The sequence below is a fragment of the Streptomyces cavernicola genome, from assembly GCF_029968035.1.
GTDB lineage: Bacteria > Actinomycetota > Actinomycetes > Streptomycetales > Streptomycetaceae > Streptomyces > Streptomyces cavernicola.
Genome location: NZ_JASCIQ010000002.1, coordinates 1 through 26,418, shown reverse-complemented (window position 1 = coordinate 26,418; position 26,418 = coordinate 1). Strand labels below are relative to the sequence as shown.

General features: G+C 72.2%; 20 protein-coding genes, 1 tRNA gene and 1 riboswitch. Of the genes, 10 read left to right on the top strand and 11 right to left on the bottom strand.

What is annotated here, in order from left to right; all coding sequences use genetic code 11:
* Nucleotides 1–26: 26 nt before the first annotated feature.
* The gene (locus QIS96_RS01840) at nt 27–842 is read left to right on the top strand and encodes a sulfite exporter TauE/SafE family protein (RefSeq protein ID WP_282540545.1); all 816 of its coding nucleotides are present in this window, start codon (nt 27–29) and stop codon (nt 840–842) included.
* 56 nt (nt 843–898) lie between these two features.
* Here QIS96_RS01840 and QIS96_RS01835 read toward each other — a convergent pair whose 3' ends face one another.
* Genes QIS96_RS01835 through QIS96_RS01825 form a run of 3 tightly spaced genes read right to left on the bottom strand, consistent with a single transcriptional unit; the run spans nt 899 to nt 3,353 of the window.
* On the bottom strand, nt 899–1,963 hold the full coding sequence (locus tag QIS96_RS01835; protein ID WP_282540544.1) for an ArsO family NAD(P)H-dependent flavin-containing monooxygenase: 1,065 nt from the start codon (nt 1,961–1,963) through the stop codon (nt 899–901).
* On the bottom strand, nt 1,960–3,048 hold the full coding sequence (gene arsB / locus QIS96_RS01830; RefSeq protein WP_282540543.1) for an ACR3 family arsenite efflux transporter: 1,089 nt from the start codon (nt 3,046–3,048) through the stop codon (nt 1,960–1,962). The genes QIS96_RS01835 and arsB overlap by 4 nt, the downstream gene beginning before the upstream one ends.
* Nucleotides 3,045–3,353 (bottom strand): ArsR/SmtB family transcription factor, encoded by a 309-nt coding sequence (locus tag QIS96_RS01825; protein WP_282540542.1) that lies wholly within the window; start codon nt 3,351–3,353, stop codon nt 3,045–3,047. Before QIS96_RS01825 ends, arsB begins: the two co-directional genes overlap by 4 nt.
* A gap of 65 nt (nt 3,354–3,418) precedes the next feature.
* Here QIS96_RS01825 and QIS96_RS01820 point away from each other — a divergent pair, with 65 nt between their 5' ends.
* A complete protein-coding gene (locus QIS96_RS01820) occupies nt 3,419–3,838 on the top strand; it encodes an arsenate reductase ArsC (protein WP_282540541.1) in 420 nt (139 codons plus the stop codon).
* A 416-nt stretch (nt 3,839–4,254) separates the two neighbouring features.
* Here the strand turns inward: QIS96_RS01820 and QIS96_RS01815 are convergent.
* Nucleotides 4,255–4,328 (bottom strand) — tRNA-Met (locus QIS96_RS01815).
* 169 nt (nt 4,329–4,497) lie between these two features.
* Between QIS96_RS01815 and QIS96_RS01810 the strand changes: the two genes are divergently transcribed.
* From QIS96_RS01810 to QIS96_RS01800, 3 genes are all read left to right on the top strand, one after another.
* A complete protein-coding gene (locus tag QIS96_RS01810) occupies nt 4,498–5,721 on the top strand; it encodes a PP2C family protein-serine/threonine phosphatase (protein ID WP_282540540.1) in 1,224 nt (407 codons plus the stop codon).
* Nucleotides 5,722–5,923: 202 nt separating this feature from the next.
* A riboswitch (cyclic di-AMP (ydaO/yuaA leader) is annotated at nt 5,924–6,057 on the top strand.
* 11 nt (nt 6,058–6,068) lie between these two features.
* Nucleotides 6,069–7,148 carry a M23 family metallopeptidase gene (locus QIS96_RS01805; RefSeq protein WP_282540539.1) on the top strand — a complete coding sequence of 360 codons (1,080 nt, stop codon included), beginning with the start codon at nt 6,069–6,071 and terminating at the stop codon, nt 7,146–7,148.
* Between the two features lie 222 nt (nt 7,149–7,370).
* Nucleotides 7,371–8,315: an aldo/keto reductase gene (locus QIS96_RS01800; RefSeq protein WP_282540538.1), complete on the top strand. Its 945-nt coding sequence runs from the start codon at nt 7,371–7,373 to the stop codon at nt 8,313–8,315.
* On the opposite strand, the gene QIS96_RS01795 is transcribed toward QIS96_RS01800, so the two are convergent.
* The 4 genes from QIS96_RS01795 to QIS96_RS01780 form a co-directional block, all read right to left on the bottom strand.
* Complete coding sequence (locus QIS96_RS01795) at nt 8,307–9,692, bottom strand: PrsW family intramembrane metalloprotease (protein ID WP_282540537.1); 1,386 nt, start codon at nt 9,690–9,692, stop codon at nt 8,307–8,309. The genes QIS96_RS01800 and QIS96_RS01795 overlap by 9 nt on opposite strands.
* A 199-nt stretch (nt 9,693–9,891) precedes the next feature.
* Nucleotides 9,892–10,806: a tRNA (guanosine(46)-N7)-methyltransferase TrmB gene (trmB, locus tag QIS96_RS01790; RefSeq protein WP_282540536.1), complete on the bottom strand. Its 915-nt coding sequence runs from the start codon at nt 10,804–10,806 to the stop codon at nt 9,892–9,894.
* A gap of 569 nt (nt 10,807–11,375) precedes the next feature.
* Nucleotides 11,376–12,575 (bottom strand): L-2-hydroxyglutarate oxidase, encoded by a 1,200-nt coding sequence (gene lhgO / locus QIS96_RS01785; protein ID WP_282540535.1) that lies wholly within the window; start codon nt 12,573–12,575, stop codon nt 11,376–11,378.
* A gap of 128 nt (nt 12,576–12,703) precedes the next feature.
* Nucleotides 12,704–14,149, bottom strand: a complete 1,446-nt coding sequence (locus QIS96_RS01780) for an MFS transporter (RefSeq protein WP_282540534.1) — start codon at nt 14,147–14,149, stop codon at nt 12,704–12,706.
* 612 nt (nt 14,150–14,761) lie between these two features.
* Here QIS96_RS01780 and QIS96_RS01775 point away from each other — a divergent pair.
* Nucleotides 14,762–16,870 carry an asparagine synthase-related protein gene (locus QIS96_RS01775; RefSeq protein WP_282540533.1) on the top strand — a complete coding sequence of 703 codons (2,109 nt, stop codon included), beginning with the start codon at nt 14,762–14,764 and terminating at the stop codon, nt 16,868–16,870.
* A gap of 80 nt (nt 16,871–16,950) precedes the next feature.
* Nucleotides 16,951–17,751: an AfsR/SARP family transcriptional regulator gene (locus QIS96_RS37645; RefSeq protein WP_349017358.1), complete on the top strand. Its 801-nt coding sequence runs from the start codon at nt 16,951–16,953 to the stop codon at nt 17,749–17,751.
* A 56-nt stretch (nt 17,752–17,807) separates the two neighbouring features.
* Here the strand turns inward: QIS96_RS37645 and QIS96_RS01765 are convergent, their stop codons facing one another.
* Complete coding sequence (locus tag QIS96_RS01765) at nt 17,808–19,706, bottom strand: sigma-70 family RNA polymerase sigma factor (RefSeq protein WP_282540532.1); 1,899 nt, start codon at nt 19,704–19,706, stop codon at nt 17,808–17,810.
* 269 nt (nt 19,707–19,975) lie between these two features.
* On the bottom strand, nt 19,976–20,749 hold the full coding sequence (locus QIS96_RS01760; RefSeq protein WP_282540531.1) for a TetR/AcrR family transcriptional regulator: 774 nt from the start codon (nt 20,747–20,749) through the stop codon (nt 19,976–19,978).
* 360 nt (nt 20,750–21,109) lie between these two features.
* Here QIS96_RS01760 and QIS96_RS01755 point away from each other — a divergent pair, with 360 nt between their 5' ends.
* The gene (locus tag QIS96_RS01755; protein WP_282540530.1) at nt 21,110–22,495 is read left to right on the top strand and encodes an NAD(P)/FAD-dependent oxidoreductase; all 1,386 of its coding nucleotides are present in this window, start codon (nt 21,110–21,112) and stop codon (nt 22,493–22,495) included.
* A gap of 158 nt (nt 22,496–22,653) precedes the next feature.
* The gene (locus QIS96_RS01750; protein WP_282540529.1) at nt 22,654–24,276 is read left to right on the top strand and encodes an ATP-binding SpoIIE family protein phosphatase; all 1,623 of its coding nucleotides are present in this window, start codon (nt 22,654–22,656) and stop codon (nt 24,274–24,276) included.
* A 15-nt stretch (nt 24,277–24,291) separates the two neighbouring features.
* Here the strand turns inward: QIS96_RS01750 and QIS96_RS01745 are convergent, their stop codons facing one another.
* On the bottom strand, nt 24,292–25,572 hold the full coding sequence (locus tag QIS96_RS01745) for an MFS transporter (RefSeq protein WP_282540528.1): 1,281 nt from the start codon (nt 25,570–25,572) through the stop codon (nt 24,292–24,294).
* A gap of 123 nt (nt 25,573–25,695) precedes the next feature.
* Between QIS96_RS01745 and QIS96_RS01740 the strand changes: the two genes are divergently transcribed.
* Nucleotides 25,696–26,253 (top strand): MarR family winged helix-turn-helix transcriptional regulator, encoded by a 558-nt coding sequence (locus tag QIS96_RS01740; protein WP_282540527.1) that lies wholly within the window; start codon nt 25,696–25,698, stop codon nt 26,251–26,253.
* The last annotated feature ends 165 nt before the right edge of the window (nt 26,254–26,418 follow it).

The window sequence follows — 26,418 nt, the reverse complement described above, 5'->3', positions numbered from 1 at the left end:
GCTCTCCACCGGCCAGGATGCCCGTCATGAGCACGGACCAGACCCTCCGCCCTACCTGGCCGACTCGCTCAGCGCCGGTGGTGTTCGGCGCGGGAGCGGCCATCGGAGTTCTTGGCGGGATGATCGGGCTGGGCGGAGCGGAGTTCCGCCTGCCGCTGTTGATCGGCCTGTTCGGGTTCGCGGCCCTCTCGGCAGTCATCCTGAACAAGGCGATGAGCCTGGTCGTGGTCCTGGTCGCGCTGCCGGCCCGTCTCTCGGCGGTCCCGGCCGCCGACGTCGCCGCCCGCTGGCCCGTCGCGGTGAACCTGCTGGCGGGCAGCCTGCTGGGGGCCTGGGCAGGCGCATCGTGGGCCGTGCGCATGCGCAGTTCCACCCTTTACCGGGTGCTGGCCGTGCTGATGGTCCTCATGGCGGCTGCCCTGGTGCTCACCCACACCACCACTCTGGCCGCCCTCGCGCTGCCGCTCTGGGCCCAGGTACCCGCCGGTGCCGCGGCCGGGTTCGGCATCGGTGTCGTGGCCGCGATCATGGGCGTGGCGGGTGGCGAGCTGCTGATCCCCACGATCGTGCTGCTGTTCGGCGAGGACATCAAAACCGCCGGAAGCCTGTCCCTGCTGGTTTCCCTGCCGACCATGCTGGTCGCGTTCGCTCGCTACAGCCGCGACGGCAGCTTCTCTGTCCTCGGTGCCAACCTCCGCTTCACGGTCACCATGGCCGCCGGCTCCATCGCGGGCGCCGTCCTGGGCGGTCTCCTCCTCGGTGCGTTCCCGGACGTAGTGCTCATCCCCGCGCTGGCCGTGATCCTGCTCGTCTCCGCGGTCAAGCTCGCACGTCACGACTGAGCGGTCGGGAACCTCTCCACCGCTTGCATCCCGGAGCCGACGTGAACGACGCCGAGCTAATCGGATGCGAGCAGTCCGGCGATCTCGCGAGCCGCGTCTCTCGCAGGGCGCCCCACGCCGATCAGCGTCGCGGAGGCAGGCCCGGTCCAGTCGCCGTACCCGAGCAGATGCAGCCGTGGTTCATCGACTGCGCGGGTGCCCTCGGTCGCGATGTGTCCACGCGTGCCCCGGAGTTGGAGCGGGCCGAGGTGGGAGAGGGCGGGGCGGAAACCGGTGCACCAGATGACGACGTCGACCTCGGCGCGCGTGCCGTCGGACCAGACGACACCGTCGCGGTCGAGACGTACGAACATCGGCGACGCCTTCAACAGCCCGGAGTCCCGCGCTTCCCGCACCGGAGGCACAGCCACGATGTCGCCCAGCGCGGCTACGCCGCCGGTGTCCGCGCGGCCCGCCTCAAGCGCTTGCCGGCGGGCGGTGGCCGCGTCGAAGAGCGCGCGCCCGTCGATCTCGTCGGGCAGGAATCGGGGCGGGCGCTGGGTGACCCAGATCAGGTCGGTGTCGTACGCGAGATCGGCGGCGATCTGGGCGCCGGAGTTGCCGCCGCCCACCACCACGATGCGTTGCCCCGCGAAGTCGGCCGGCGAGCGGTACCCGACGGTGTGCAGCTGACGTCCCGCGAACTCGGCGCGGCCGGGGACGGCGGGCAGGAACGGCCGCCACCACGTCCCCGTCGCGGAGATCACGGCTCGCGCCCGCCACGTACCGATCTCGGACTCGACGCGCAGGAAGTCCCCGTCGCGGTGCACGCCGCGTACCAACGCCGAGCGCATGATGGGCAGTTCGTAGCGGTGCTCGTACGCGGTGAGGTACTGCACGACGTGTCGCGCGTCCGGGTACGTCTCGCCCTCCTGCACGGGCATCGGCTGGCCCGGCAAAGAGGAGAAGGCGGCCGGGGAGAACAGGTGGAGCGAGTCCCATGCGTGCTGCCAGGCGCCGCCCGGCGTGGACTGTCCGTCGAGGACGACGAAGTCCACGCCGAGTCGGCGCAGGTGGTAGGCGGCGGCCAGACCTGCCTGGCCGCCGCCCACGATCACCACATCGGTGCGCTGCACGGTCACGCAGCCGTCGCGAACTTCTTGCGCCAGGCCAGCGCCACGTAGACGAGCGCGATCAGGACCGGCACCTCGATCAGCGGGCCGACGACACCGGACAGCGCCTGGCCGGAGGTGACGCCGAACGTCGCGATGGCGACGGCGATGGCCAGCTCGAAGTTGTTGCCCGCCGCCGTGAACGCCAGCGTCGTGCTGCGCTCGTACGTCAGACCGATGGCCTTGCCCAGCAGGAACGGGACGAAGAACATCAGCGCGAAGTAGACCAGGAGCGGCAGCGCGATGCGGGCAACGTCGAGGGGCTGCGAGGTGATCGTCTTCCCCTGCAGGGCGAAGAGGATGACGATCGTGAACAGCAGGCCGTACAGGGCCCAAGGGCCGATCTTCGGCAGGAAGTTGGACTCGTAGGACTCGCGGCCCAGCTTCTTCTCGCCGATGCGGCGGGTCAGGAACCCTGCGGCGAGCGGGATGCCGAGGAAGATGACGACGTTCAGGGCGATCTTCCACATCGAGATGTCGAGCGTCTCGCCTTCACCGAGACCCAGCCAGCCGGGCAGCAGGTCGAGGTAGAACCAGCCGAGCAGACCGAACGCCAGGACCTGGAAGACCGAGTTCAGGGCCACCAGGACCGCCGCCGCCTCGCGGTCGCCGCAGGCCAGGTCGTTCCAGATGATCACCATGGCGATGCAGCGGGCCAGGCCGACGATGATCAGGCCGGTGCGGTACTCGGGCAGGTCCGGCAGGAAGATCCAGGCCAGGGCGAACATGACCGCCGGGCCGACGAGCCAGTTGATGACGAGCGACGAGACCATCAGCTTGCGGTCGCCGGTGACCGCGTCGAGCTTGTCGTAGCGGACCTTGGCCAGGACCGGATACATCATGATCAGCAGGCCGACGGCGATGGGCAGCGAGATCCCGCCGATCTCCACCTTCGCCAAAACGTCGTTCAGACCTGGGATCAGCCGGCCGAGGCCGAGGCCGAGCGCCATGGCGAGCAGGATCCACACCGCCAGAAAGCGGTCGAGTGTGGAGAGCTTGGCGACGACCGAGGATTCCTCGGTCGTCGCGGGGGTGGGTGTTTCGGTGCGGGTCACGGACAGGCCCTCTTGTTGTCGGCGGCGGTACGGGCGCTCTCGGCCAGCTCGGCGAACTGGCCGGCGAGCGAGGCGACGATGTCGGGCCGGAGCTTGTAGTACGTGAACCGGCCGCACGGCTCGGTCTCCACGACCCCGGCCTCGCGCAGGACTCTCAGGTGGTTGGAGAGGTTGGTCTGCCGGGCACCGGTCTCCTCGACGAGGTGGGTGGTGCAGAGGGTCTCGCGGGCGAGCAGGGTCACGATCTGCAGCCTGAGCGGGTCGGCCAGGACCCGGATCAGGTCAGCGTCGACTGACGTCATCATGGGCTGATACTGTCACATCATTCCTGACTGACACCAGTGCTGCCTGAAGCGTTGAAGGGGCTCCCATGTCCTCCACCCCCCTGGCCTCCGTCCTCTTCGTCTGCGTCCACAACGCAGGCCGCTCGCAGATGGCCGCCGGCTTCCTCTCCCACCTCGCGGGCGACCGCGTCGAGGTCCGCTCCGCAGGATCGGTCCCCGGCGACCAGGTCAACCCGGCTGCTGTCGAGGCGATGAAGGAGGTCGGCGTCGACATCGCCGACGCCAAGCCCAAGGTCCTCACCACAGAGGCCGTCCAGGCGTCCGACTACGTCATCACCATGGGTTGCGGCGACGCCTGCCCGATCTTCCCGGGCAAGAAGTACCTCGACTGGGCCCTGGAAGACCCCGCGGGCAAGGGAGTCGAGTCCGTCCGCCCGATCCGCGACGAGATCAAGACCCGTATCGAGGCCCTCATCGCCGAAATCGACTCCCAGAACCAGGCGTGACCAGCGATCTTCGGGGGCGCTCTGCGTGAGCGATGCGTGAGCGGATGCGCCGTCAGAGCGCGTCACGGCCTGGACCGAGCAGCACCCCGCCCCCTCTCTGAACAGGTGCGGGAGGACAGCGAAGGACCGTCCGGACCCACCCGGACGACCCCCTCCACGACTTTTAATCCATTGGTTGTGGGTTCGAGTCCCACACGGCCTACGACGCGGGGGTCTTCGGGAAACCCGTCTGACCTGCACAGCAGCGCCCGTCTCCACTTCGGTGGGGGCGGGCGCTTCTTCGTTCGGGGCCGCGGGAGCCGTGCGGGCGGCAACTGGGGCGTTCCGTGGGCCTGTTGACGACCCGTACGGGAAACGCGGGGAGGCAGACATGCATCAGGCCCGGCACATGTGATGTGCCGGGCCTGATGTTTCAGTAGCGGGGACAGGATTTGAACCTGCGACCTCTGGGTTATGAGCCCAGCGAGCTACCGAGCTGCTCCACCCCGCGTCGGTAAACACAAGTGTACGCCATCTCAGGGACCCCTCGCGCCACCCTTTCCACGAGGCGCGCGTCACCTGTACGGCCGACAGGAGTCGCTGGTCGCGGCCCCTGCGGAAACCCTGGGACAGGAGCGGCAGTGGTCCGCCGACACTGTGGACGCGGCAGGAGACGACCGGTGGGGAAGCGAGGAGCGCGAGGCGCGCGGCGGGGCGCCGGTGGCGGTGGGCTGCCGCGCCGTCGGCGGACCCGCGCGGAGCCGGAGCGGAAACGGACCGGCACCCACGCCCACGCGCACGCGTTCGTCCGCGCCCTGCCGCTGCTGCTCATCCTCATCGGGCTCATCTCCGCGCTGCTCACCCCTCCGAGGTTCACCGCGGCCCCGCTGTTCTCGGCGGCGCCGCTCGTCGCCGCGCCGTTCTTCGGGCTGTTCAGCACGGTCCTCACGGGCGTGGCCGCGTCCGGCTCCGTGGTGCTGCTGCAGCTGTACTACGGGACGGTGGGCCGGCCGCAGGAGCTGACCGAGCTGATCAACGTGGTCACCGTCTCCGGGCTCGCCGTCCTCATCAACTTCGTCGTACGCCAGCGCGGCGAGAAGCTCGCCTCCGCGCGCGAGATCGCCGAGGCCGCGCAGCGCGCCGTGCTGCCCGAGCCGGCCGCGCGGATCGGCGGGCTGCAGGTGGCGGCGCGGTACGAGGCGGCGCAGGCGGACGCGTTCATCGGCGGCGACCTGTACGCGGTGCAGGACACCCCGCACGGCGTACGGCTGATCGTCGGCGACGTGCGCGGCAAGGGGCTCGGCGCGGTGGAGGCCGTGGCCGTGGTGATCGGCGCGTTCCGGGAGGCGGCCGAGCAGGAGGCGACGCTCGAGGCGGTCGCGCAGCGTCTGGAGCGCGCGCTCGCCCGCGAGGGCACCCGGCGCTCCGGCCTCGACGCCTTCGAGGGGTTCACGACGGCGGTGCTCGCCGAGATGCCGCACGGGCGGGAGGTCGTACGGTTCATCAACCGGGGTCATCCGGAGCCGCTGCTGTTGTCGGCCGGTGGGCGGTTGTGCCTCCTGACCGCGGAGGAGCCCGCGCTGCCGCTCGGTATGGGGGACTTGGGGATATGGCCGGACCGCGCGGGCGAGTGCCGTTTCCCGGGCGGCGCGACGCTGCTCTGCTACACGGACGGGCTCTCCGAGGCGCGCGACGAGGCGGGGGAGTTCTACGACCCGGCGGCCCGGCTCAGCGGGCGGATGTTCACGACGCCGGACTCCCTCCTTGGCACCGTGGCCGAGGAGGTGCGGGCGCACACCGGGGGCTCGGGCATGACGGACGACATGGCGCTGCTCGCCGTACGCAGGCCCGCCGCGGGGGAGCAGTTGTCACCGTCCGTGAGTGAAGCGCCGCCCTCCGCATAACAAATGACGCACCGTCAGAAAATTCGTGGAGGATTCGTGTGTACGACGGAGGGTCAACTCGCCCGGTTCCGCCCCCTCGTGTCCCGAAAAGCCTTGGCCAGAGTCGTGAACGATCAGTCGGAACGGCTTGGAATCCGATGCCGCTGTCTATTAACGTTCGATAACGCAGCGCGGTCGTCCCAGCCGTCACAAGAGTCGGCTCCGTGCGCACACGCTTAATCCCGCAAGGGAGCCGGGGAACCACCAACTTGGGGTGAATCGGGCGTTCTTCGCCCGTAGGAAACCTTCCTGTTCCGAACCCGTCAGCTAACCCGGTAGGCGAGAAGGAAGGAAAGGAGTGCGCCCCAGTGGCGACCCCCGCAAGCCGAGGCACGACCGGCCATGAGCCCGCGTACTTCCCGGACGGAGACCAGGCGTTCGGGCACGACGAAGGGCCCTGGGAAGAGTGGAACCCCACTGAGGAGTCCGTTCGTCCCGTGCGCGGCCGGCACCGCGTCGGCAAGCAGCGTGGCGGATTCGCGCGCAGCTCCACCGTGCTCGGCGTCGGCGTCATCGCCGCGGTCGGCGCCGGCGGCATCGCGACCGCCAAGGACCGTCCGCCGGTACCGATTTCGATGCCCGACCTCTCCGGCGTCACCGAGTCCCTGCCGGACGCCGAGTCCCTTCCCGGCGTCGGCTCGCTGATCTCCGACTCCGACGAGGCCGCGGGCGCCGAGGACCTCTCCGGCGTCACTCAGGCCACCGCCGCGGGCGGTGCGCCCGTCGCGCAGCTCAGCGGCGAGCAGCAGGCAGCCTCCGCCGACGCCGGTGAGGCGCTGCGCTCGCGCATCATGCAGCAGGCCGAGTCGAAGCAGGACCAGGCCGCGGCCGCCGAGCAGGCCGCCGCCGCCGACGCCGCGGTGAAGGCCGCCGCCGAGGAGGCCGAGGCGCAGCAGAGCGAGGCCGAGCGCAAGGCCGCCGAGGCCAAGCGCAAGGCCGAGGAGGAGGCGAAGCGGAAGGCCGAGGCCGAGCGCCTCGCCAAGCTCGCCCGCAGCTTCACCGCCCCGCTCTCCTCGTACACCATCAGCACGGTGTTCGGGCAGGCCGGTTCGATGTGGTCCTCCGGCTACCACACGGGTCTGGACTTCGCCGCGCCCACGGGCACGCCGATCAAGTCGATCCACAGCGGCACCGTCAAGGAGGCCGGCTGGTCCGGCAGTTACGGCTACCGCACGGTGATCGAGCTGGACGACGGCACGGAGCTCGCGTACAACCACCAGTCGTCGATGAGCGTCAGCGTCGGCCAGGAGGTCAAGACGGGCGACGTCATCGGGCGGGTCGGCTCCACCGGCAACTCCACCGGTCCGCACCTCCACTTCGAGGTCAAGTCCGGTGGCGAACTGATCGACCCGGGCGCGTGGCTGCGCGGCAAGGGCGTCAGCATCTGAGGCTCGGCGTCTGACTTCTCAGGGCGTTCAGGACCTTCCTGGATTCCAGTGGTCCTGGCGGCTTACCCCCCGACGTCAGGGCTGCCGGTACGAGGCATGCATCGGTGAGGTGAGGCATGCCCTCCACAGCCGTCGTGTGACGGGTTCCCTGTTCCGGTACGCGTTCCGTTCTGCGGTGCGCGCGCCGGAATAGGCCCGTCCGCGGCGGCTGTTGACGTTCCCATGACCTCTTTGCGCCCCCTCGGCTCGTCCGACCTCTCGGTCTTCCCGCTCGCCCTCGGCGGCAACGTCTTCGGCTGGAGCGCCGACCAGGACCAGTCCTTCGCCGTCCTCGACGCCTACACCGCGGCCGGCGGCAACTTCGTCGACACCGCCGACGTCTACTCGGCGTGGGTTCCCGGCAACAGCGGCGGCGAGTCCGAGACCGTCATCGGCAACTGGCTCGCGGCGCGCGGCAACCGCGAGGACGTCGTCCTCGCCACCAAGGTCGGCGCCCTCGAAGGCGTCAAGGGCCTCGCAGCGAAGACCATCAAGCGGGGCGTCGAGGATTCCCTGCGCCGCCTTCGCACGGACTACATCGACCTGTACTACACGCACTTCGACGACCCGACCGTCCCGGTCGAGGAGATCGTCACCGCCCTCGACGACCTGGTCCGCGCGGGCACCGTGCGCGCCGTCGCCGCCTCCAACATCTCGCCCGAGCGGCTGCGCGAGTCCCTGGAGTTCGCCGAGCGCGAGGGCCTCGCCCGGTACGTGGCGCTGCAGCCGCACTACAACCTCGTCTCGCGCGGCACGTACGAGGGCGAGCTCCAGGAGGTGGCCTCGCGGGCCGGCCTCGCCGCCGTGCCGTACTACGCGCTCGCCTCCGGGTTCCTCACCGGCAAGTACCGGCCGGGCGCCACCGTCGACAGCGTGCGGGCGGAGAGCGCGGGCGGTCACCTCGGGACCGAGCGCGGCCTCAAGGTGCTCGACGCCCTCGACCGGGTCGCGGCCGCGCACGACGCCGAGCTCGCCACCGTCGCCCTCGCCTGGCTCGCCGCGCAGCCGACCGTCGTGGCGCCGATCGCCTCGGCCCGTACGGTCGAGCAGCTGCCCGCCCTTGTCGCGGTCGCCGAAGTCGAGCTCACCGACGCCGAGGTCGCCGAGCTGACGGCTGCCTCAGCCTGAGCGGTAGGGGTTGTGGGCCGGGGCGTACGGCGCGTACGCGTGCGGTCCGTGCGCCGCGGGGCTCGGCACGTACGTGAGGTGCGGTTGCGCGTAGGCGTACGGAGGCGCGTACGGAGGCGCGTAGGGGTACGCGTACGGGTGCGGGCGGGGTGCGGGGATCGGTGGGGCCGTGGCGCGGGCCGCGTGGGCCAGGGCGGGGCGGGCTGTCTCGCGGCGCCGCCAGATCTCGTCCAGGAGTTCCCGCTCGCGGGAGACGAACTCCGGGCCCGCCCGGCCGCTCCGCCCTCGGTGCCGCAGGAACGCCAGGGACGTCGCGTACGCCTCGTACTCCGCGACCGTCCGGGCCGCTGACGGGCCGCCGATGTACGCGGCGTGGTCGCGGGCGAGGCCGCGGGCCCGCATGGAGGAGAGCGCGTACGCCTCCAGGGGGCCGATCCAGCCGGCCGCGGCGTAGACGGGCAGTTCGGTGCGGATGGTGCGCAGCTCGCGCTGGCGCGTCCAGATCGTGAGCCAGGTCAGGAGCGCGAAGGCGGGGACCATCAGGCCGACGTAGACGAAGAGGAAGCCGAACCCGCCGAAGACCGCCGAGCCGTTCCAGATGGCGTGCATGGCCATCGCGAGGACGAGCCCCAGGAGGGGGAGCAGGAAGCGGCGGACGCGCCTGCGGTGCGCGGCGCGGGCCGCGAGGCCGAAGCCGATGCCGGTGAGCACCGTGAACAGCGGGTGCGCGAAGGGCGACATCACGATGCGGACGAAGAACGTCGCGGCGGTGACCGAGTCGAGGGCGAGGCCGGTGATGCCGCTGGCCTCGTCGGTGCCGTACGCGGTGCCCAGATAGAGGATGTTCTCGGTGAACGCGAAGCCGGTGGCGGTGACCCCGGCTATCACCACCCCGTCGACTATCCCGGTGAACTCCCGTCTGCGGAACAGGAAGACGAGCAGTACGGCGGCGGCCTTGGCGGACTCCTCGACGACGGGCGCTATGACGGTCGCGCCCCATGCGTCGGCGCCGGCCGGGTCGGCGGTGGCCGTCTCTATCCAGCGGGTCGCGAAGGAGTTCGCCACGATCGCTATGAGCGCGGCGGCGCAGGCGCCCCAGGCGAAGGAGAAGAACAGGTTCCGCCAGGGGCCCGGCTCGACCCGGTCCAGCCAGCGGAACGCGGCGGTGAGCAGCGGCACCGGCAGCGTGGCCAGGCCGAGGCCGACCAGGAAGCCCTCGGTGCCGGTCTCCTCCCGGACCAGGGCGAGGATCACCAGACCGGAGAGCGCGAGCAGGGTGCCGAGCGTCCACAGCTTGACCGAGTGCCGCCGCTTGAACGAGCGCCGCCACCAGGACGTCCCGGACTGCGGGGCGTGGGGAAGAGGCGCGAGGGTCACGCGTTCGACGATAACGAGCGGGGTGCCGGTTGGGCGATGGTGTTCGCGAATGCGAGCTCGACTCTTCCGGACCTTTCGGGCAGGCGGGGCGAAACCTGCTTCCTGAGCGGCTCCTGAACTACGACTTGAGCTGCTTCCTGAACTGTCTGAGCTGCTTCCTGAACTACGTCCTGAGCTACGTCCTGAACTACTTCCTGAATTACTTCCTGCGGAACAGCAGGTCGTGGACGACGTGCCCCTTGTCCAGGCCCTGGCCCTCGAAGCGGGTCAGGGGGCGGAAGGCGGGGCGCGGGGCGAAGCCGCCGTCGTCCTGGGTGTTGGCGTAGTCGGGGTGCGCGGTGAGGACTTCCAGCATCTGCTCCGCGTACTCCTCCCAGTCGGTGGCGCAGTGCACCAGGGCGCCCGGCTTGAGGGAGTGCGCGGCGAGCGTGAGGAACTCCGGCTGGATCAGGCGGCGCTTGTTGTGGCGCTTCTTGGGCCAGGGGTCCGGGAAGTAGACGCGCAGGCCGTCGAGGGAGGCCGGGGGCAGCATCTCGCGGAGCAGGATGATCGCGTCGCCGTTGGCCACGCGGACGTTGGTCATGCCGCCGCGCTCGGCGAGGCCCAGCAGGTTGCCCATGCCGGGCGTGTGCACGTCGACCGCGAGGATGCCGGTGTCCGGGTCGTCGGCCGCCATCTGCGCGGTGGCCTCGCCCATGCCGAAGCCGATCTCCAGGACGACGGGGAGCCCGCCGAACATCTCGTCCAGATCGAGCTTGCCGAGGCCGTCGATGTCCAGGCCCCACTTGGGCCAGAGCCGCTGCAGATACTCGGCCTGGCTGGTGGTGACCCGGCTGCGGCGCGGCTGGAAGCTGCGGATCCGGCGCTCGTGGTGCGAGCCCGCGGGGTCGGGCGCGGGCCCGTCCGGGAAGCGGGGCTCGCTCTTCGGGCGGGCGCGGCGGGGCGCGTCGACGGGCTGCGCGTCGACGGGCTGCTCGGCGGCGGCCCGCTCCGCGGTCGGTTCCGGGGCGGAGGCCGGTTCCCGGGCCGGGGCCGCGCTCGGTTCTGCGGCGGCCGGAGCGGCGGGCGTCGTCGGGGCGGCTTCGGGGGCGTCGGGCGCGTGGAAATCAGACACAGTGAGAGCAATTTTACGGGGGTGCGGCGCGGGGGTGCGGCCGTCGTCCGTGGCTGGGCTGTTGTCTCTTGCTCGGCGGGGGGCTTTGCTTGGCCGGGTCCCTCTTGGCTCGGTACTTGCTCGGCCGAAGGCTCTTGGCTCGGGTCTTTCTCGGCCGTCGTCCCTGGCTCGGCCGTCGTCCCTGGCTGGACTTGGGACCTTGCTTGGCCATCCCTTTCTCGACCCGGGGCCCTCTCGGCTCGGGTTCTTGCCCGGCCGGGATCCCTTTGGCTTGGGCCCTTGCTCGGCTCGGTGCGACCGTGACCGTCCCCGGCTCGGGGCCGTGGTGCCGCCGGCTTGCGCCTGGGCGGGCTGCGAAATTCAGCCCGTCCAGCGTTTGAGGACGAGCCCGCAGGGCGATCGAGGGTGCGGTGGCCGAGGGTGCGGTGGCCGAGGGCGCGGTGGCCGAGGGTGCGATGGCCGACGGCGTGGAACGTGATCCCGAAGGCGCACGCCTTACACCGCGTCCAGCACCCCGAGGACCGGGCGGTCCTTACACCGCGTCCAGCGCCCCGAGGACCGGGCGGTCCTTACACCGAGTCCAGCGCCCGGAGGGCCCTGCGGGCCACCTCGCGGCCGATGGGCAGGGAGGCCGTCGCTGCGGGGGACGGGGCGTTCAGGACGTGGACCGTGCGCGGCGCCTCGCGGATCAGGAAGTCGTCGACCAGCGTGCCGTCGCGCAGCACCGCCTGGGCGCGCACCCCGGCCTTCGCGGGCCGCAGGTCGTCCTCCGTGACGGCGGGAAGCAGCCGGCGCACCGCGTCCGTGAAGGCGCCCTTGGACAGGGAGCGCTGCAGCTCGCCCGCTCCGTACCGCCAGTGTCTGCGGGCGATGTGGCGGCTGCCGGGCCAGGTCAGCGTCTCGGCGAGGTCCCGGGGGCGGAGCACCGACCAGTCGTACCCCTCGCGGGCCAGGGCCGGGACGGCGTTGGGGCCGATGTGCACGCCGCCGTCGACCCCGCGCGTGAGGTGCACGCCGAGGAACGGGAAGGCCGGGTCGGGCACCGGATAGACCAGGCCACGCACAAGCTCGGGTCTGGCCAGGTCGTAGTACTCCCCGCGGAAGGGGACGATCCGCATGCCCGGGTCGTCGCCCGCGAGCCGGGCCACCCGGTCGCAGTGCAGGCCCGCGCAGTTGACCAGGGCGCGGGCGCGCAGCACCGTGCCGTCCGACGTGCGCACCGCTACGCCTCGCTCGGGGCGGCGGTCGATCACCGTGACCTCCGCGCCGTACCGCACCTCGGCGCCCGAGGCGCGGGCGAGGCGGTCGGCGACGGCCGTGAAGTCGCATACGCCCGTCGTGCCGACGTGAATGCCGGCGATGCCGCTGACCTGTGGCTCGAACTCCGCTATCTGGGCGGGGCCGAGCTCCCTGACCGGGATGCCGTTCTCCCGGCCGCGCTGCACGAGCGCGTGCAGCCGGGGCAGCTCCGCGCGGTCCGTGGCGACGATCAGCTTGCCGGTGACGGCATGCGGAATGTCGTACTCCGCGCAGAACTTGACCATCTCCGCGGCGCCGCGCACCGCGTACTTCGCCTTGAGCGAGCCCGGGGCGTAGTAGATCCCGCTGTGGATCACTCCGCTGTTGCGCCCCGTCTGGTGCCGGGCCGGGCCGGGCTCCTTCTCCAGGACCGTGACGCGGGTGCCCGGACGGGTGCGCGTCAGTGCGTACGCAGTGGACAGGCCGACGATCCCGCCGCCGATCACCAGCACGTCGCAGTCGTACGTCATGCGCTCCACCTCCCAGGTCCGATAGTGCACTGCGCCACTGACAATGCCTTCAAACCCGAAAGGATCATGGACTGCTGCCGAGGTGACAAGGGGCGGTGCGCCGGACGCTCATGTTCCGGACGCTCGCCTCACGCCGGGGCGACCAGCAGCGGCCTCGCCCGTTCCCGCAGCTCCGCGACGCGCGGCTCGTCGCCGTGCGCCTCCAGGCGGTGCAGCAGGTCCCGCACGTACTCCGTCGTACGGGCGGAAGAGATGCGTCCGGCCACTTCGACGGCGCGCAGGCCCTGCGCGCACGCCGCGTCCAGGTTGCCCGACTCCAGCTCGGCGACCGCGCTGACCACGAGCCGCAGGCCGTGCGAGCGGACGAACTCCTCGGTCGGCCGGGACAGCGCCTGCTCGGTGAAGCGGCGCACCTGGCGCGGCGCCTTCAGGTCGCGGTAGCACTCCGCGGCGTCGGCGGCGAAGCGGTCGTACGAGTAGAAGCCGAGCCACTGCGGGTCGTTGTCGCCGTCCCGCGCGCGCTCCAGCCAGCCCTCGGCGGCCTTGAGCGCGGCCCCCGCGGCCTGCGCGTCGCCCGCACGCGCGTGTGCCCGCGCCTCGATGAGGCGGAAGAAGCTCATGGTGCGTGCGGTGGCGAGGCCGCGGTTGCGCTCGATGGCGGCCTGCGCGAGGTCCACGCCCTCGTCGCCGAAGCCGCGGTAGGTGGCCTGGAGGGACATCGACGCGAGGACGTACCCCCCGAGGGGGACGTCGGCGGCGGCCCTGGCGAGGCGTAACGCCTGGATGTAGTAGCGCTGGGCGGCCTCCTGCTGGCCCGTGTCGAAGGCCATCCAGCCCGCGAGGCGGGTCAGTTCGGCCGTCGCTCCGAACAGGGCGCGGCCGACCTCGTCGGAGTACGAGCCGAGGAGTAGCGGGGCCGCCTCGACCCGCAGGCACTCCGGGACCATCGACGAACGCCAGTCCCCGCCGCCGTACTTGGAGTCCCAGCGGCGCGCGTCCTCGGCGGCCTCACGCAGCTTGTGCACGTCGCTGTGGCCGACGCGCTGCAGCGTCTCGCCCGCCGCGGCGGCCGTGTCGCCCTCCGCGGCGCTCTCGGGGGAGCGCTCCACGGAGCTGTCGGCGGGGGTTATCAGCCACCGGGACGCCGGGGTCGCGTACGCGCTCACGGCGAAGGAGCCGGCCAGGGACTGCCAGATGCCGCCCCCTCCGGCCCTGCGGCCCGCGAGGTCCAGGCGGTACAGCTCCGTCGCGGACTTCACCGCCGCACCGACGTCGCGCGGGAAGGCGAGGCCCACTTCGGGCGCCGGGTCCGCGTCCGCGAGTCCGATCTCGTGCAGCGGCACCGGGCGGCCCAGCTTCTGGCCGATGGCCGCGGCGATCAGATGCGGCGCTGCGCCCTGCGGCACCATGCCCTTGGAGACCCAGCGGGCCACCGAGGTCTTGTCGTAGCGAAGCGTCAACCCCCGCTGTGCACCGAGGTCGTTGACCCTTCGTGCCAGGCCGGCGTTGCTGATTCCCGCGAGGGCGAGAACCGCGCCGAGCTTTTCGTTCGGCCCGCGTTGCTCCCTGGACATGCGCCACCCCTCGACACAGACGGCTGCCGCGGCTTTGGCATAACCACGCGGCATTCGTAAACCCAGCGTAGTTCCCCGCATTCCAAGCGTTAAGGGCCCTGGTTCCGGATGGCGGGAATGTTGTCTGTACAGGAGTGCGGGTCCCGTCGGTCGTGCTCCGGGCGTGTGGCCGTGCGCCCGCATGTGCGCTCTTCTCGGACACCCGGGGGGAGCGCTTCCATGGGCGGTGCGTGGGTCGGCCCGCTGTGCACTGGAACCAGTGGGCTGGGGGATGCCGCCGCCTTCATCCCCGCGGGCGGCGGAGCGGTCCGGGAGGTGATGGGCGCCTCCCGGACTGTGTCGATCCGTAGGCCCCACGCGCGCGTGCCAGCCCTCGTCCCCTGCTGTGGTGCCGTTTGCGCGGACACCGAATTGGCCAAATATCGATGCCTGCCGATCGCCCCCGAGATGTCTCAAGTGTCCGAATCCGGGGGCGCGTTGAGGCATGCCCGTACGCTCCCGGAACCCCTCTCGTACGCCTTCTTCGTGGCAGCATGGACCTGAGTTCCCGGCAGTGCTCCGGCAGCGCTCCGGCTTCTTCGGTTCGGTTGTCCACAGCCTGTGGAGGCGTCGATGCGGTGGCTGGTGGGGTGGAGCAGTACCACCGCGAGGACGGGCCCGGCCATGGCGCCCGATGCGCACGACGGCGGCGAGACCGTGCACCCCGTCGGCTCCCAACTCCTGTGGGGCGACCCGGATCCGCTGTGGGCGGTCGGCGACTGGCGGCCCGACGAGGTCCGCGTCGTCAAGGCCGACGAGCGCACCAGGATCGCCGTACTCGGCACCTGCGGGGCGAGTGACGAACAGCTGCGGGTCGGCCTGTTCGCGGCCCGCGGCGGCGCCCTGCGCCACCTCACCGCCTGGCCCGGCAGCTACACCGCGGTCGTCCAGGTCGGCCGCCGCATCACCGTCGCGGGCGACCTCGCGGGCGCGCGCCCCGTCTTCCACACCCCCTGGGCGGGCGGCACGGCGTACGCCACCGCGGCCCTGCCGCTCGCCGACCTCATCGAGGCCAACCTGGACATCGGCCACCTCGCGGCCCTGCTCGCCTGCCCCGACGTCCCCGAGGCCCTGCACGACTCGACGCCCTACCTCGGCGTGCACCGCATCCCGCCCGGCCACGCCCTGATCCTGCGCGACGGCGCCCGCGAGATCGCCGGGTACGAACCGCTCGCCTCGCTCGTCGTCGCCGCACCGCAGATGGACGGCGCGCGGGCGGTGGACGGCGTCCGCGACGCCCTGGTCGAGGCCGTGCGCACCCGGCTCGCCGCGCCCCGGCACGTCCCGGACATCGACCCGGGCCCGGTCCCCGGCATGGGGCCCGCGGAGCGGCGCGGCGCGCGCAGACCCGTGCCCGGCATCGGCGCCGACCTCTCCGGCGGGCCGGCGTCCGGCACGCTCGCGCTGCTCGCCGCGGGGCTGCCCGGACTGCCCGGCACCGTCCTCGGCCACGGCACCGGCGCGGGCGAGCGGCTCCTCGCCGTCACCTTCAACGACCTGGCCACCGGCGGGCGCGAGGCCGAACTGCAGCGCGCGGGCGCCATCGCGGCCAACCCGCGCCTGCACCACGTCGTGGTCGCGGCGGGCGAAGAGGCCCTGCCCTACGCCGACTTGGAGGGGCCGCTCACCGACGAGCCGGGCCCCTCTCTGGTGACCGCCGCACGCCACCGCGCCCGCCTCGCCTCGGGCAGCGCCGACCACTTCACCGGGTACGGCGCACGCCAGGTGCTCGACGCCCACCCCGCGCGCCTGGCGGACCTCCTGATGGACCGGCGCAGACGCCATCTCGTGCGCCCCGTCGCGGCGTTGGCCAAGGCGGAGGGATCGGTTCTCGTCCCCGCGCGGGTGTACGCGGCCGCCCGCCGTCTCGCCCGTACGTCGTACCGCGCAGGCATCGAGGACGCCGCCGTACGTCTGAGAGAGGGCAGGTTCGAGGAGCCCGCGGGCGCGGTCGGCGCCTCCCTCGCGGCGCTCGCCTGGGCGAGACCGGGGCCCGCCGCGCGGTGGCTGACCGGCGAGGCGCTCGCTGAAGTATCGGTTCGCCTCGAACAGGCGGCGACCCGCCCGGGACCGGGCCCCGGCCAGCACCCCGGCGAGCTGCGCGCCCGAGCCGCCCTGACCCGGCACGCCGCCGACCTGCGGGTCCTGGAACAGGCCGCGGAGGTCCGCTTCCAGCGCCTGCACGCCCCGTTCCTCGACAACCAGGTCGTACGCGCGTGCCGGGCGCTCCCCGAGGCGCTCCGGGTGCGACCGGGCGCACGCGCGGAGATCCTCCGCACCGTCCTGGAGGGCGCCGGGGTCGCCGAGCTGCCGGACGGCTGGGGCGAGCCGACGCTGGCCTCGTCCACGGCCGCCGTCGGCACCGGACTCCGCGTCGCCGTCGAGGAGTTGGACGACCTGTTCGCCGCGCCGCTGCTCGCCCAGGCGGGCCTGGTCGAGGGCCGCGTGGTGCAGCGCGCCCTGCGGGAGGCCGCCGACGGGGACCGGAGCGGGCTCGACGGCCTCGCCGAACTCGTCTCGACCGAACTGTGGCTGCGCCGGCTCCTGTCCCGCCGCGGCACCTGCTGGACGGGCACACCGGCACGCGCGCGTGCGGTGCCTTCCGGGATCACCCCGCACAAGGGCGTGCTCGGGCAGCGCAGGGGGGCGCTCGGGGGCGCGGGCAGCCCCACCGGGGTCTGAGGCCGTACGCCCCCTTCGGCCCCGGCCGGCTGCGCGACCGATCACCGGCGGTTGTCAGTGGCCGCGGGAACAATGGACCCGTGCGGTACCGAATCCTGGGCGCCACGACGGCGCGCGACGAGCAGGGCGCCCCCGCCCCGGTGGGCGGCCCCCGCGTGCGCGCGCTCCTCGCCGCACTCGCGCTGCACACGGGGCGTACGGTCCCGGTCGGGACGCTCATCGACGAGGTGCGGGCGGACGCCCCGCCGCCCGACGCCCCCGCCGCACTCCAGGCCCTGCCGGGCCGGCTCCGCCGGGCGCTCGGCCGCCGGGCGGTCGCCTCGGCCCCCGGCGGCTACCGACGGGACGCGGACCCCGACGACGTGGACCTGCACCGCCTCGAACGCCGCGCCCGGCAGCGTACGGAGGCGCTGCGCGCGGGCGATCCGGCCACCACGTCGCGGGTCCTGCGCGAGGCGCTCGCCCTGTGGCAGGAGTGCGAGACGGCTCGGCGCCAGGGCGAACGCGCCACGCCGCCACCGCAGTTCGAGGCGGCGATCGCCGAACTCGACGGCCGCATCACCGCCGCCGAGTCGAGCCCGCGCGCGGGCCTGCCCCTGGTCGCGGAGGGCCTGCGGCGCGCGGTGCCGCGCGCCGCGCCGAACTCGTCCTCGTCCCGGCCACGCTCACCGAGAGCCTCGCCGTGCTGCTGCGCGCCTTGGACGACCCGCGCGCGGCCCGCCTCCTCGCCGCCGCCACGGCCTGGCGCGCGGCCCGGCCCCGCTGCGTACCCGAAAGGGCCGAGACGGAAGCCCTTGAGCGCGCCCTGCGCACGGCCCTCGGCGAGCAGCGGTACGAGACGGAGCGGACGGCCGGGGACGAGCCGGGCCCGGAGGGCGTAGCGGCCGAAGTGGCCGCCGCAGAGCGGGGGTTGGAGCTGGGGTGAGCGGCGCGGGCGCTACTCGCAGGCGATCCGTGACTGCGCCCAGTCTGCGAGCGCCACCGCGTCGAAGTCCGACTCCGGCTCGACGATCAACTGCATCGTCTTGCGCCCGGTCAGGTCGACGTGCACGGGCACCGCCGGATCCCCGCCGCGCATCACCGGCGAGCTCCACATCGGCTCCCCGTCGGCCAGCACCTGGAACCGCACCGCGCCGAGCCCCATCGTCATGTCGTCCACACCCACCAGCGCGTCGTACGTGCTGCAGGTGCGGTTGAGGTCGATGGTCAGCGAGGAACGGGCGTGCACGGTGATGCCGTGGTCGTACTGCTCGCCGCCGATGCGGAGATTGCGGCGCTGCCAGAACCAGCTGGACTCGCCCATCCGCACCTCGGGCTTGGTGCCGTCGCCGAGGACGCTGTACTCCAGCTCGTTGACCGGGTACACCTTCGGCTCCGCCGGCGGGGGCGGCGACGGCTTCGTCGGGCTCGGCTCCGGCGGCGGAGGGGGCGTGGGCGTCGGAGTCGGGGTAGGCGTGGGGGTAGGAGTGGGCGTCGGGGTCGGTTCCGGCGAGGGCTCAGGGGCCGGCGGCTCAGGCTCGGGGGACTCCGGCTCGGGCTCCGGTTCGGGCTGCTGCGGCTCGGCGGACTGCGTCGGCGCCGGTTTGGGCTTCGCCTCCGGCTGGGGCTCGCTGCCGGTCAGGGCGAGGGCCACGGCGACCCCGGCCGCGACGACGACGCCCGCCGCGATGCCGGCCTTCGCCGGGGCGCCGAGCCCCTCGGCCGCCGCACCCCCGGCCGCACCTCCGGTGGTGCCGCCCGCGGCGGCCGCCGCACCGGCGCCGGCTGCGCCCGCCGCGCCGCCACCGAGCAGCAGCCCGGCCTTGACGGAGTACCCGGCGGCGCCGAACCAACCGATGACCGCGACCGGAACGAGCGCCGGAATACCGCCCGCCAACTCCTTGATCTGGCCCGCCGCGAGGCGGCACTTGGAGCACTCCTCCAGGTGCTTGCGCAGGCCCCGCTCGGCGCGCGTGCGCAGCCGCCCGCGGGCGTACGCCCCGAGCCGGTCCGCGTACTGGGCGCACGCGTCGTCCGAGGCGAGCGCGGTGCTCACATGCGCCTGCAGATACGCCTGCTTCAGACCCTCGCGGGCCCGACTCGCCAGCTGCGCCGTCGCGTTGGGCGAGGCGTGCCCGAACAGCGGGGCGACCTCGCTCAGCGGGTCGTCCTCGACCTCCGTGTGCCACAGGACGGCCTGCCACTCCTCGGACAGGCTGCGGAAGGCCTGCATGACCATGGACCGCTCGGCCTCGTGCATGGCCATCACGTCGGCGCCCAGGTCCAGGGTGTCGTCGTCGGAGACCTCCGAGGAACGCGAGGCCTGTGAGGCGAACACCGCGAAGTCCTCGACGAGTTGCTCCCGATGGCCGGCCTTCATCCAGCCGGCCGCCACCCGCCGCACCGAGGTGAGCAGATACGCGCGCACCGCGTGCTCGGGCCCCGAACCCCCGCGCACCGCCTGCAGCATGCGGGCGAACACCTCGGACGTCAGGTCGTCCGCGGTGTGTCCGTCCCGGCAGCACGTACGCGCGTAGCGCCGTACCGCTTCCGCATGGCGGCGGTACAGCTCCTCGTACGCCGAGTCGTCGCCCGTACGCATCCGAGCGATCAACTCATGGTCGGCCGCGGGACCTTCGGAGGAGGAGAGGAGGTCGTCGGCGAGCGAACCGCCGGCCTGCGCCGCGTGGTCCGTGGAGTCCGTGCTCTCGCGCTGTGAGGGGACGCTGTTCGCGCTCTCGTCGCCCGCGTGACCCGAGGGGCCGGAAGGGCCGCCCTGACTCGGCACCTGTCGAGAGGGCAGCCCACTGGAGTCCACACCCCCGGAGAGTGGCTCGTCCCGCCCGTCAACGCTCATAGCGCGTAGCCCCCGCACAAACACTCAGACCGAACACCGGGAAAGAGTGTCACATGCGTCAACGGCAACGAACCCCGAATGCGGGCAACCACTCATCCGGGGCGAGTTCCGGAAACCCGGCACTGCCGTTCACTCATTCGGGGCACACTGAACGGGTATGCCGGGAAGGCGAGTTGACCGGTCCGAGACCCGTAAGGGCCCCGACTTCTCCGGCATTTCCCGCCTTTCCGGCCTTTTCCGCAAGGCGTACCCGAAGCCCCGAAAAGAGATCAGGCGGGCCGGGACCGCAGCCCCTCCAGAAGGATGTCGAGCAGCCGCCCCGAGGCCGCCGCCTGCTGCGCCGGATCGGGCAGCGAAGGCGCAGCCGTGGCTATAACCAGCAGCACGTCCGCCACGGTCACGTCCGCGCGCAGCGCCTGCGCCGCCCGCGCCCGCTCCACCAGCTGACCGACCACGTCGAGCAGCGCCGCCGTACCCGAGTCGGCGTCGGCGTCCGCGGCCTCCTGCTCCGGGGACTGCCGCTGCTCCACGAGCCGCAGATCGGGCTGCGCCGCCGCATGCCGCTGCTGCGGCACCCGCGCCGCGTCCTCGGCCGACTCCGCCGCGCCCTCGTCGGCCACGCCCACGCGCAGCACCTGCGGCGGCAGCAGCCGGCCCGCGCCGGACGCCACCGACGTCCGCAGGAAGCAGGAGAGCGCCGACCACGGCTCCTCCTCCTGCCCGAGCGCCGTCTGCGCCTGCTCGGTCAGCCGCGCCGTCTCCTCCTCGGCGATGCGCCGTACGAGGACGTCCTTGCTCGGGAAGCGGCGGTAGACCGTGCCCACCCCGACCCGCGCCCGCCGCGCCACGTCCTCCATCGGCGCGCCGTACCCCAGCTCGCCGAAGACCTCGCGCGCCGCGCGGAGCACGTGCTCCAGATTGCGCTGGGCGTCCACGCGCAGCGGCGTGCTGCGCGAACCGTCCGCAGCACCGGTCCTGGCCTGCGAGTCCGCGCCGTCCGCGAGAGCCGACGCGGTACCCCAATGAGAATCCTGAATGTGCATAAGCGTTCCCCCGGTAATGACGTCTCCCCCCGGAGACTTCCCCGCCTGACTGCCGGTGCGCGAAGGGGATCTGGCCGTGATCATCTGTGGTGCTTCCCCCGCACCCCGACGACACACGAACATAGTTGAGGCGGAGTCAATTCAGAAGGGGCCAGTTCCGCACGGAGCGCCCCCCGATCGGAGTACGCACCGGTTCCACCCTGATTGCACCCCCGGTCGAGCCGTCGAAGTCACACGCTGACCTGCGTATTTCTCCGAACTCACGGAACACGCCGGGCACCGGAGCCCCGCCGACTTCCGGTCACACAAATTGCCGGGCCTGTGGACAAACGCGCGGCCGCGGTGCGTCATGGACAGGTGATGGCTGCAAACTCACGGGGGAGGGCCCCCGGATCGCCCCGGGCTCGCATTCTCGTCGTCGGCGGCGGCTACGTCGGGCTGTACACCGCGCTGCGGCTGCAGAAGAGGCTGAAACCCGAGCTCAGGCAGGGGTCGGTGGAGATCGTCGTGGTCACCCCCGACCCGTACATGACGTACCAGCCGTTCCTGCCCGAGGCCGCCGCCGGATCGATCTCGCCGCGCCATGTCGTCGTACCGCTGCGCCGCGTCCTGGACCAGTGCAAGGTCGTCATCGGCGAGGCGCAGTCCATCGACCACGCCAAGCGGACCGCGACCGTCACCACCCTCGCCACCGAGGAGGAGGGCACCGGCGCCGTCGAGATCACGTACGACGAACTCGTCCTCGCCCCCGGCTCCATCTCGCGCACCCTGCCCGTGCCCGGACTCGCCGACTACGGCATCGGCTTCAAGACCGTCGAAGAGGCCATCGGCCTGCGCAACCACGTCATCGAGCAGATGGACATCGCCTCCTCCACTCGTGACCCCGCGGTGCGCGACGCGGCCCTCACCTTCGTCTTCGTCGGCGGCGGCTACGCGGGCGTGGAGGCGCTCGGCGAGCTGGAGGACATGGCCCGCTACGCCTCGCGCTACTACCACAACGTCAAACCCGAGGACATGAAGTGGATCCTCGTGGAGGCCTCGAACCGCATCCTGCCCGAGGTCGGCGAGGTGATGGGCAGCTACACGGTGCGCGAACTGCGCCGCCGCAACATCGACGTACGCCTGGAGACCCGGCTCGACTCCTGCCAGGACCGCGTCGCCGTGCTCGACGACGGCTCCCGCTTCCCCACCCGCACCGTCGTCTGGACCGCAGGCGTCAAACCCCACCCCGTGCTCGCCGCCACCGACCTGCCCCGCAACGAACGCGGCCGCCTCAAGTGCACCGCCAAGCTCGCCCTGGACGCCACCACGCACGCGTGGGCGGCCGGTGACGCGGCCGCGGTACCCGACATCACCGCCGCCGAACCGGGCACAGAGTGCGCCCCCAACGCCCAGCACGCGCTCCGCCAGGCCAAGGTCCTAGCCGACAACGTCGTCGCCGCACTGCGCGGCAGACCCCTGACGGACTACGCGCACAAGTACGCCGGATCCGTCGCGTCCCTCGGCCTCCACAAAGGCGTCGCACACGTCTACGGGCGGAAGTTGAAGGGCTACCCTGCCTGGTTCATGCACCGCGTCTACCACCTCAGCCGGGTGCCCACCTTCAACCGGAAGGCCCGCGTCCTGGCCGAATGGACCCTCGCCGGGCTCTTCAAACGCGAGATCGTCTCCCTGGGCTCCCTCGAGCACCCGCGTGCGGAGTTCGAACTCGCTGCCGGAGGACAGCGCCCGAAGGAGTCCTCCTGACCGGAGCCAGGAACTCCCCGTACAGCACCGGCGTCTGACGGATGTCAGTCCGGTCGGACAGACTGGACACGACCACGGGCGAACCGCCCCTCGACCTTGCACGAGGCATCCCCAGTGCCGTGTCTCGACCCAGAAGCGAACACACGAGGCCTAACGCAGTGAACTTCACGCGCTGGAGCGCCCGACTCCCCGGAACGCAGCGCCGCGCCGCAGCACGATCCGACCGCGGATCCGTGCCCGCCGCCCGCGCCGAGCACCCGGCCGACGAAGCGGACGACGCCGTTCCCACGCCCGCCGTCGAGGACATCCCCGTGCGCGGCGTCCTCGACCGCGTCCCCGCCCTCGTCGCCCTGGTCCACGGCCCCGAACACCGCATCGCGTACGTCAACGACGCCTACGCCGAAGCCTTCGGCCCCCGCCCCGTCGGCGCCCCCGCGCACGAAGCCCTGCCCGAGCTGGAGGAGCTCGGCCTGCTGCCGCTGCTCGACCAGGTCCTGCGCAGCGCCAAGCCGCGCACGGTCAAGTCCCGCAAGGTCCCCGGCGGCCGGTCGTACACGTTCACGTGCACCCCGCTCGACACCCCGGACGGCGGCGGCGTCCTCGTCTTCGCCGCCGACGTCACCGACCAGGCCGAGGCCGCCGAACGGCTCCGCGCGAGCGAGCGCCGCCACCGCGAGACCGCTGTCACCCTCCAACGCTCCCTGCTCCCCCAGGAGTTGGAGGGCCCGGACGACCTCCGCATCGCCGCCACGTACCAGCCGGGCGGCACGGACGCCGCGGTCGGCGGCGACTGGTACGACGTGATCACCCTCGGCGGCGGCCGCACCGCCCTCGTCATCGGGGACGTCATGGGGCGCGGCGTGCGCGCCGCCGCGGTGATGGGCCAGCTCCGCACGGCGGTCCGGGCGTACGCGCGCCTGGACCTGCCCCCGCACGAAGTCCTGCAACTGCTCGACGGCCTCGCCGCGGAGATCGACGCCAGCCAGATCGCCACCTGCGTCTACGCCATCCACGACCCGAACGAAGGCCGCCTCACCTACGCCTCCGCCGGCCACCTCCCGATCCTCGTACGCGACGAGGAGGGCGAGCTGCACCGCGCGGAGGAGCCGACCGGACCGCCGCTCGGCACCGGCGGCTGGATGCACACCTCGGGCTCCCTGCCCTTCCCGCCCGGCGCCACGGCCGTCCTCTACACCGACGGCCTGGTGGAGCGGCGGGACGAGGACATCGACCAGGGAGTCGCCGCCCTGGAGCAGGCCCTCGCGGGGGCGACGGGCAACCCGCAGGTGGTCTGCGACCGCCTCATCCGCACCCTTGGCGTGACCGCCGAGCACGACGACGACGTGGCGGTCCTGGTCCTGCAGCACCCCAAGCGCACGGGCGCCGACGCCGAGCGCTTCCGGGGCGCCGCCCTCGAACTGCTCGGCGGCGTGGAAGCGGCACCACGCGCGCGTGCCTTCGCCTCCGGCGTCCTCGCCAGCTGGCGCTTCCCGGCTGAGCTGCACGACCTGGGCGTCCTCGCCGCCAGCGAACTCGTCGCCAACTCCCTGCAGCACGGCACCCCGCCGATGCGCCTGAGACTCCGCCGTACGGACCGCCGCCTGATCGTCGAGGTCACCGACGGCGACGACCACCTGCCGCGCCGCCGCCGCGCGGAGCCGGCCGACGAAGCGGGGCGCGGCATCGCCATCGTCGCGACGATCGCGTCCTCCTGGGGCTCCCGGCGCACCCCGGGCGGCGGCAAGGCGGTCTGGTGCGAGTTCGCCCTGCCGCGCGAGTAGCCCGTATGCCCGCCGTCAGGCGCTGACCGCCTCCGGGGCGGGCTTGCCCTCCCGTACGACGAGGCTCTTCCTCTCGGCCCACGGGTGGTTCTGCGCCGGAGTGAGCGACCGGCCGAGCTTCAGCGCGAGCACCGTGATGCCGAGCGAGAAGAGCACGAACACCGCGATGTACGGCCCGTGCAGCGAGGCCCCCATAGGCCCGCCCACCGCGGGCCCGACCGCGAGCGCGAGCTGCTTCACCAGCGCGAAGGCCGAGTTGTAGCGACCGACCATCCCGTCCGGCGCCAGATCCGCCACCAGCGGCGCGACGGTCGGCGACAGCATCGCCTCCCCGATCCCGAACAGCGCGTACGTGGAGATGAACGCGGCCGTCGCCATGGCCTGGCTGCCGTGCCCGAGGCCCGCGTACCCGGCGAAGACCCAGGCCACGGCCCAGATCAGCCCGACGGAAGCGATCACGCGCGAGCGCTTGCGCCGCTCGACGAACTTCAGGACCAGGAACTGCGCCGCCACGATCGCCCCGGTGTTGGCGGCGAGCGCGATACCAAGGGTGGACGGCGAGATCCCCGCCGCCTCGACGCCGTACGCGGACAGACCGGACTCGAACTGCCCGTAGCAGGCGAAGAAGAGCACGAAGCCGAGAACGCACAGCTGCACCATGGCCCGCTGACTGAACAGCTGCTTCCAGCCGCCCTTCGCCTGCGGAGTGGCATCGCCGATACGCGGCTGCGCCGGCAGCTTCACCGTCGCCATGATCGCGACGAGCACCAGGAACATGCCGGCCTCGATGCCGAAGAGCAGCGTGAAGTCGCCGGGGCGCTCCTGCTTCACGATCTGGCCGCCGATCAGGCCGCCGATGCCGAGGCCCAGGTTCTGCAGAAAGAACTGCATGGCGAAGGCGCGCGTCCGGGTCTCTGGAGTCGAGCACTCCACGATCATCGTGGCCAGCGCCGGCTGCATCACGGCCTGCCCGGCGCCGAGCAGCGCGGCCGCGGCGAGCACCGTCTGGGGGCCGGTGGCGAGCCCGAGGCTCATCGCACCGATCGCGGCGGTCACCAGGGCGGCGAGCAGCACGGGCAGCGGACCGCGCCGGTCGACGGCCCGACCGGTGAACGGCAGCACTACGAGCGCGGCCACGGCGAAGACGGCGAGCACGAGGCCCGCCGTCGTAGGACCGAGTTCCCGCACCTGCGCCACGTAGACGTAGAGGAACGGGACCGTGAAGCCGAGACCGAACGCACTCAGTGCGTTGCCCACGTGGATCCGGCGCATCGCAGCGCCCTTCGCCCTGGTCACTTTCACCTGCCTTAGGAGTCGCTCCAGGAGTTAGACCTGAAGACTTAGAAGCTAAAGTTCAGAGCTAAAGAGTACGGCTCGAAGGTCTTTAGTGCAAAGTCGCAGCGTGCGATACTGCCGGGCATGGGTGACACCGCCGATGCCACAGCACCGACCGAGCCGACCCTCGAGGAGCAGATCGCCGCGTATCAGCGCGAGTTCAAGGACCTCGATCCCCAGGTCGAGCAGGTGGTCTCCGCGCTCGGCCGCCTGAACCGCCGGATGAACGTGGCGTACGGCCGTCAGACGGCGACGCTCGGCATCAGCAATGCGGAGTGGGAGGTCCTGAAGGCCCTCGTTCTGTCCGGCGCTCCGTACCGCCTGGGTCCGGGCGAGATCGCCAAGCGCCTCGGCCTCACACCGGCCGCCATGACGCACCGGATCGACCGCATGGTCGCGGAGGGCCTAGTGACCCGCGACCGCGACGAGTCGAATCGGGTACGGGTCATCATCGAGCTGACGGACACGGGCCGGGAGAAGTGGCTGGAGGCGATGCGCCTGGCCACGGTCTTCGAGGAGGACCTGCTGCAGGACCTCTCCGGGGAGGAGCGCGGACTCCTCGGCGAGCTGCTGACCAGGCTGCTTCGCAGGGTCGAGGACGCCCAGCCGGACGCCGGCGGCAGGCTCTCGGATCTGGAGTGAACCCGGGGTTGACAGCCCCTGACCGGATCCGTAAAGTTCTCCGGGTTGCCACGGAGCCGTAACGGTTCTGCGGCGGCCACTCTCGCCGCGTGAGCGGCACACCAAACTCAGCACGATCTCCCTACGGGGTCAATTTCGGCATGCCCGAATTGAATTCCGAGGCCG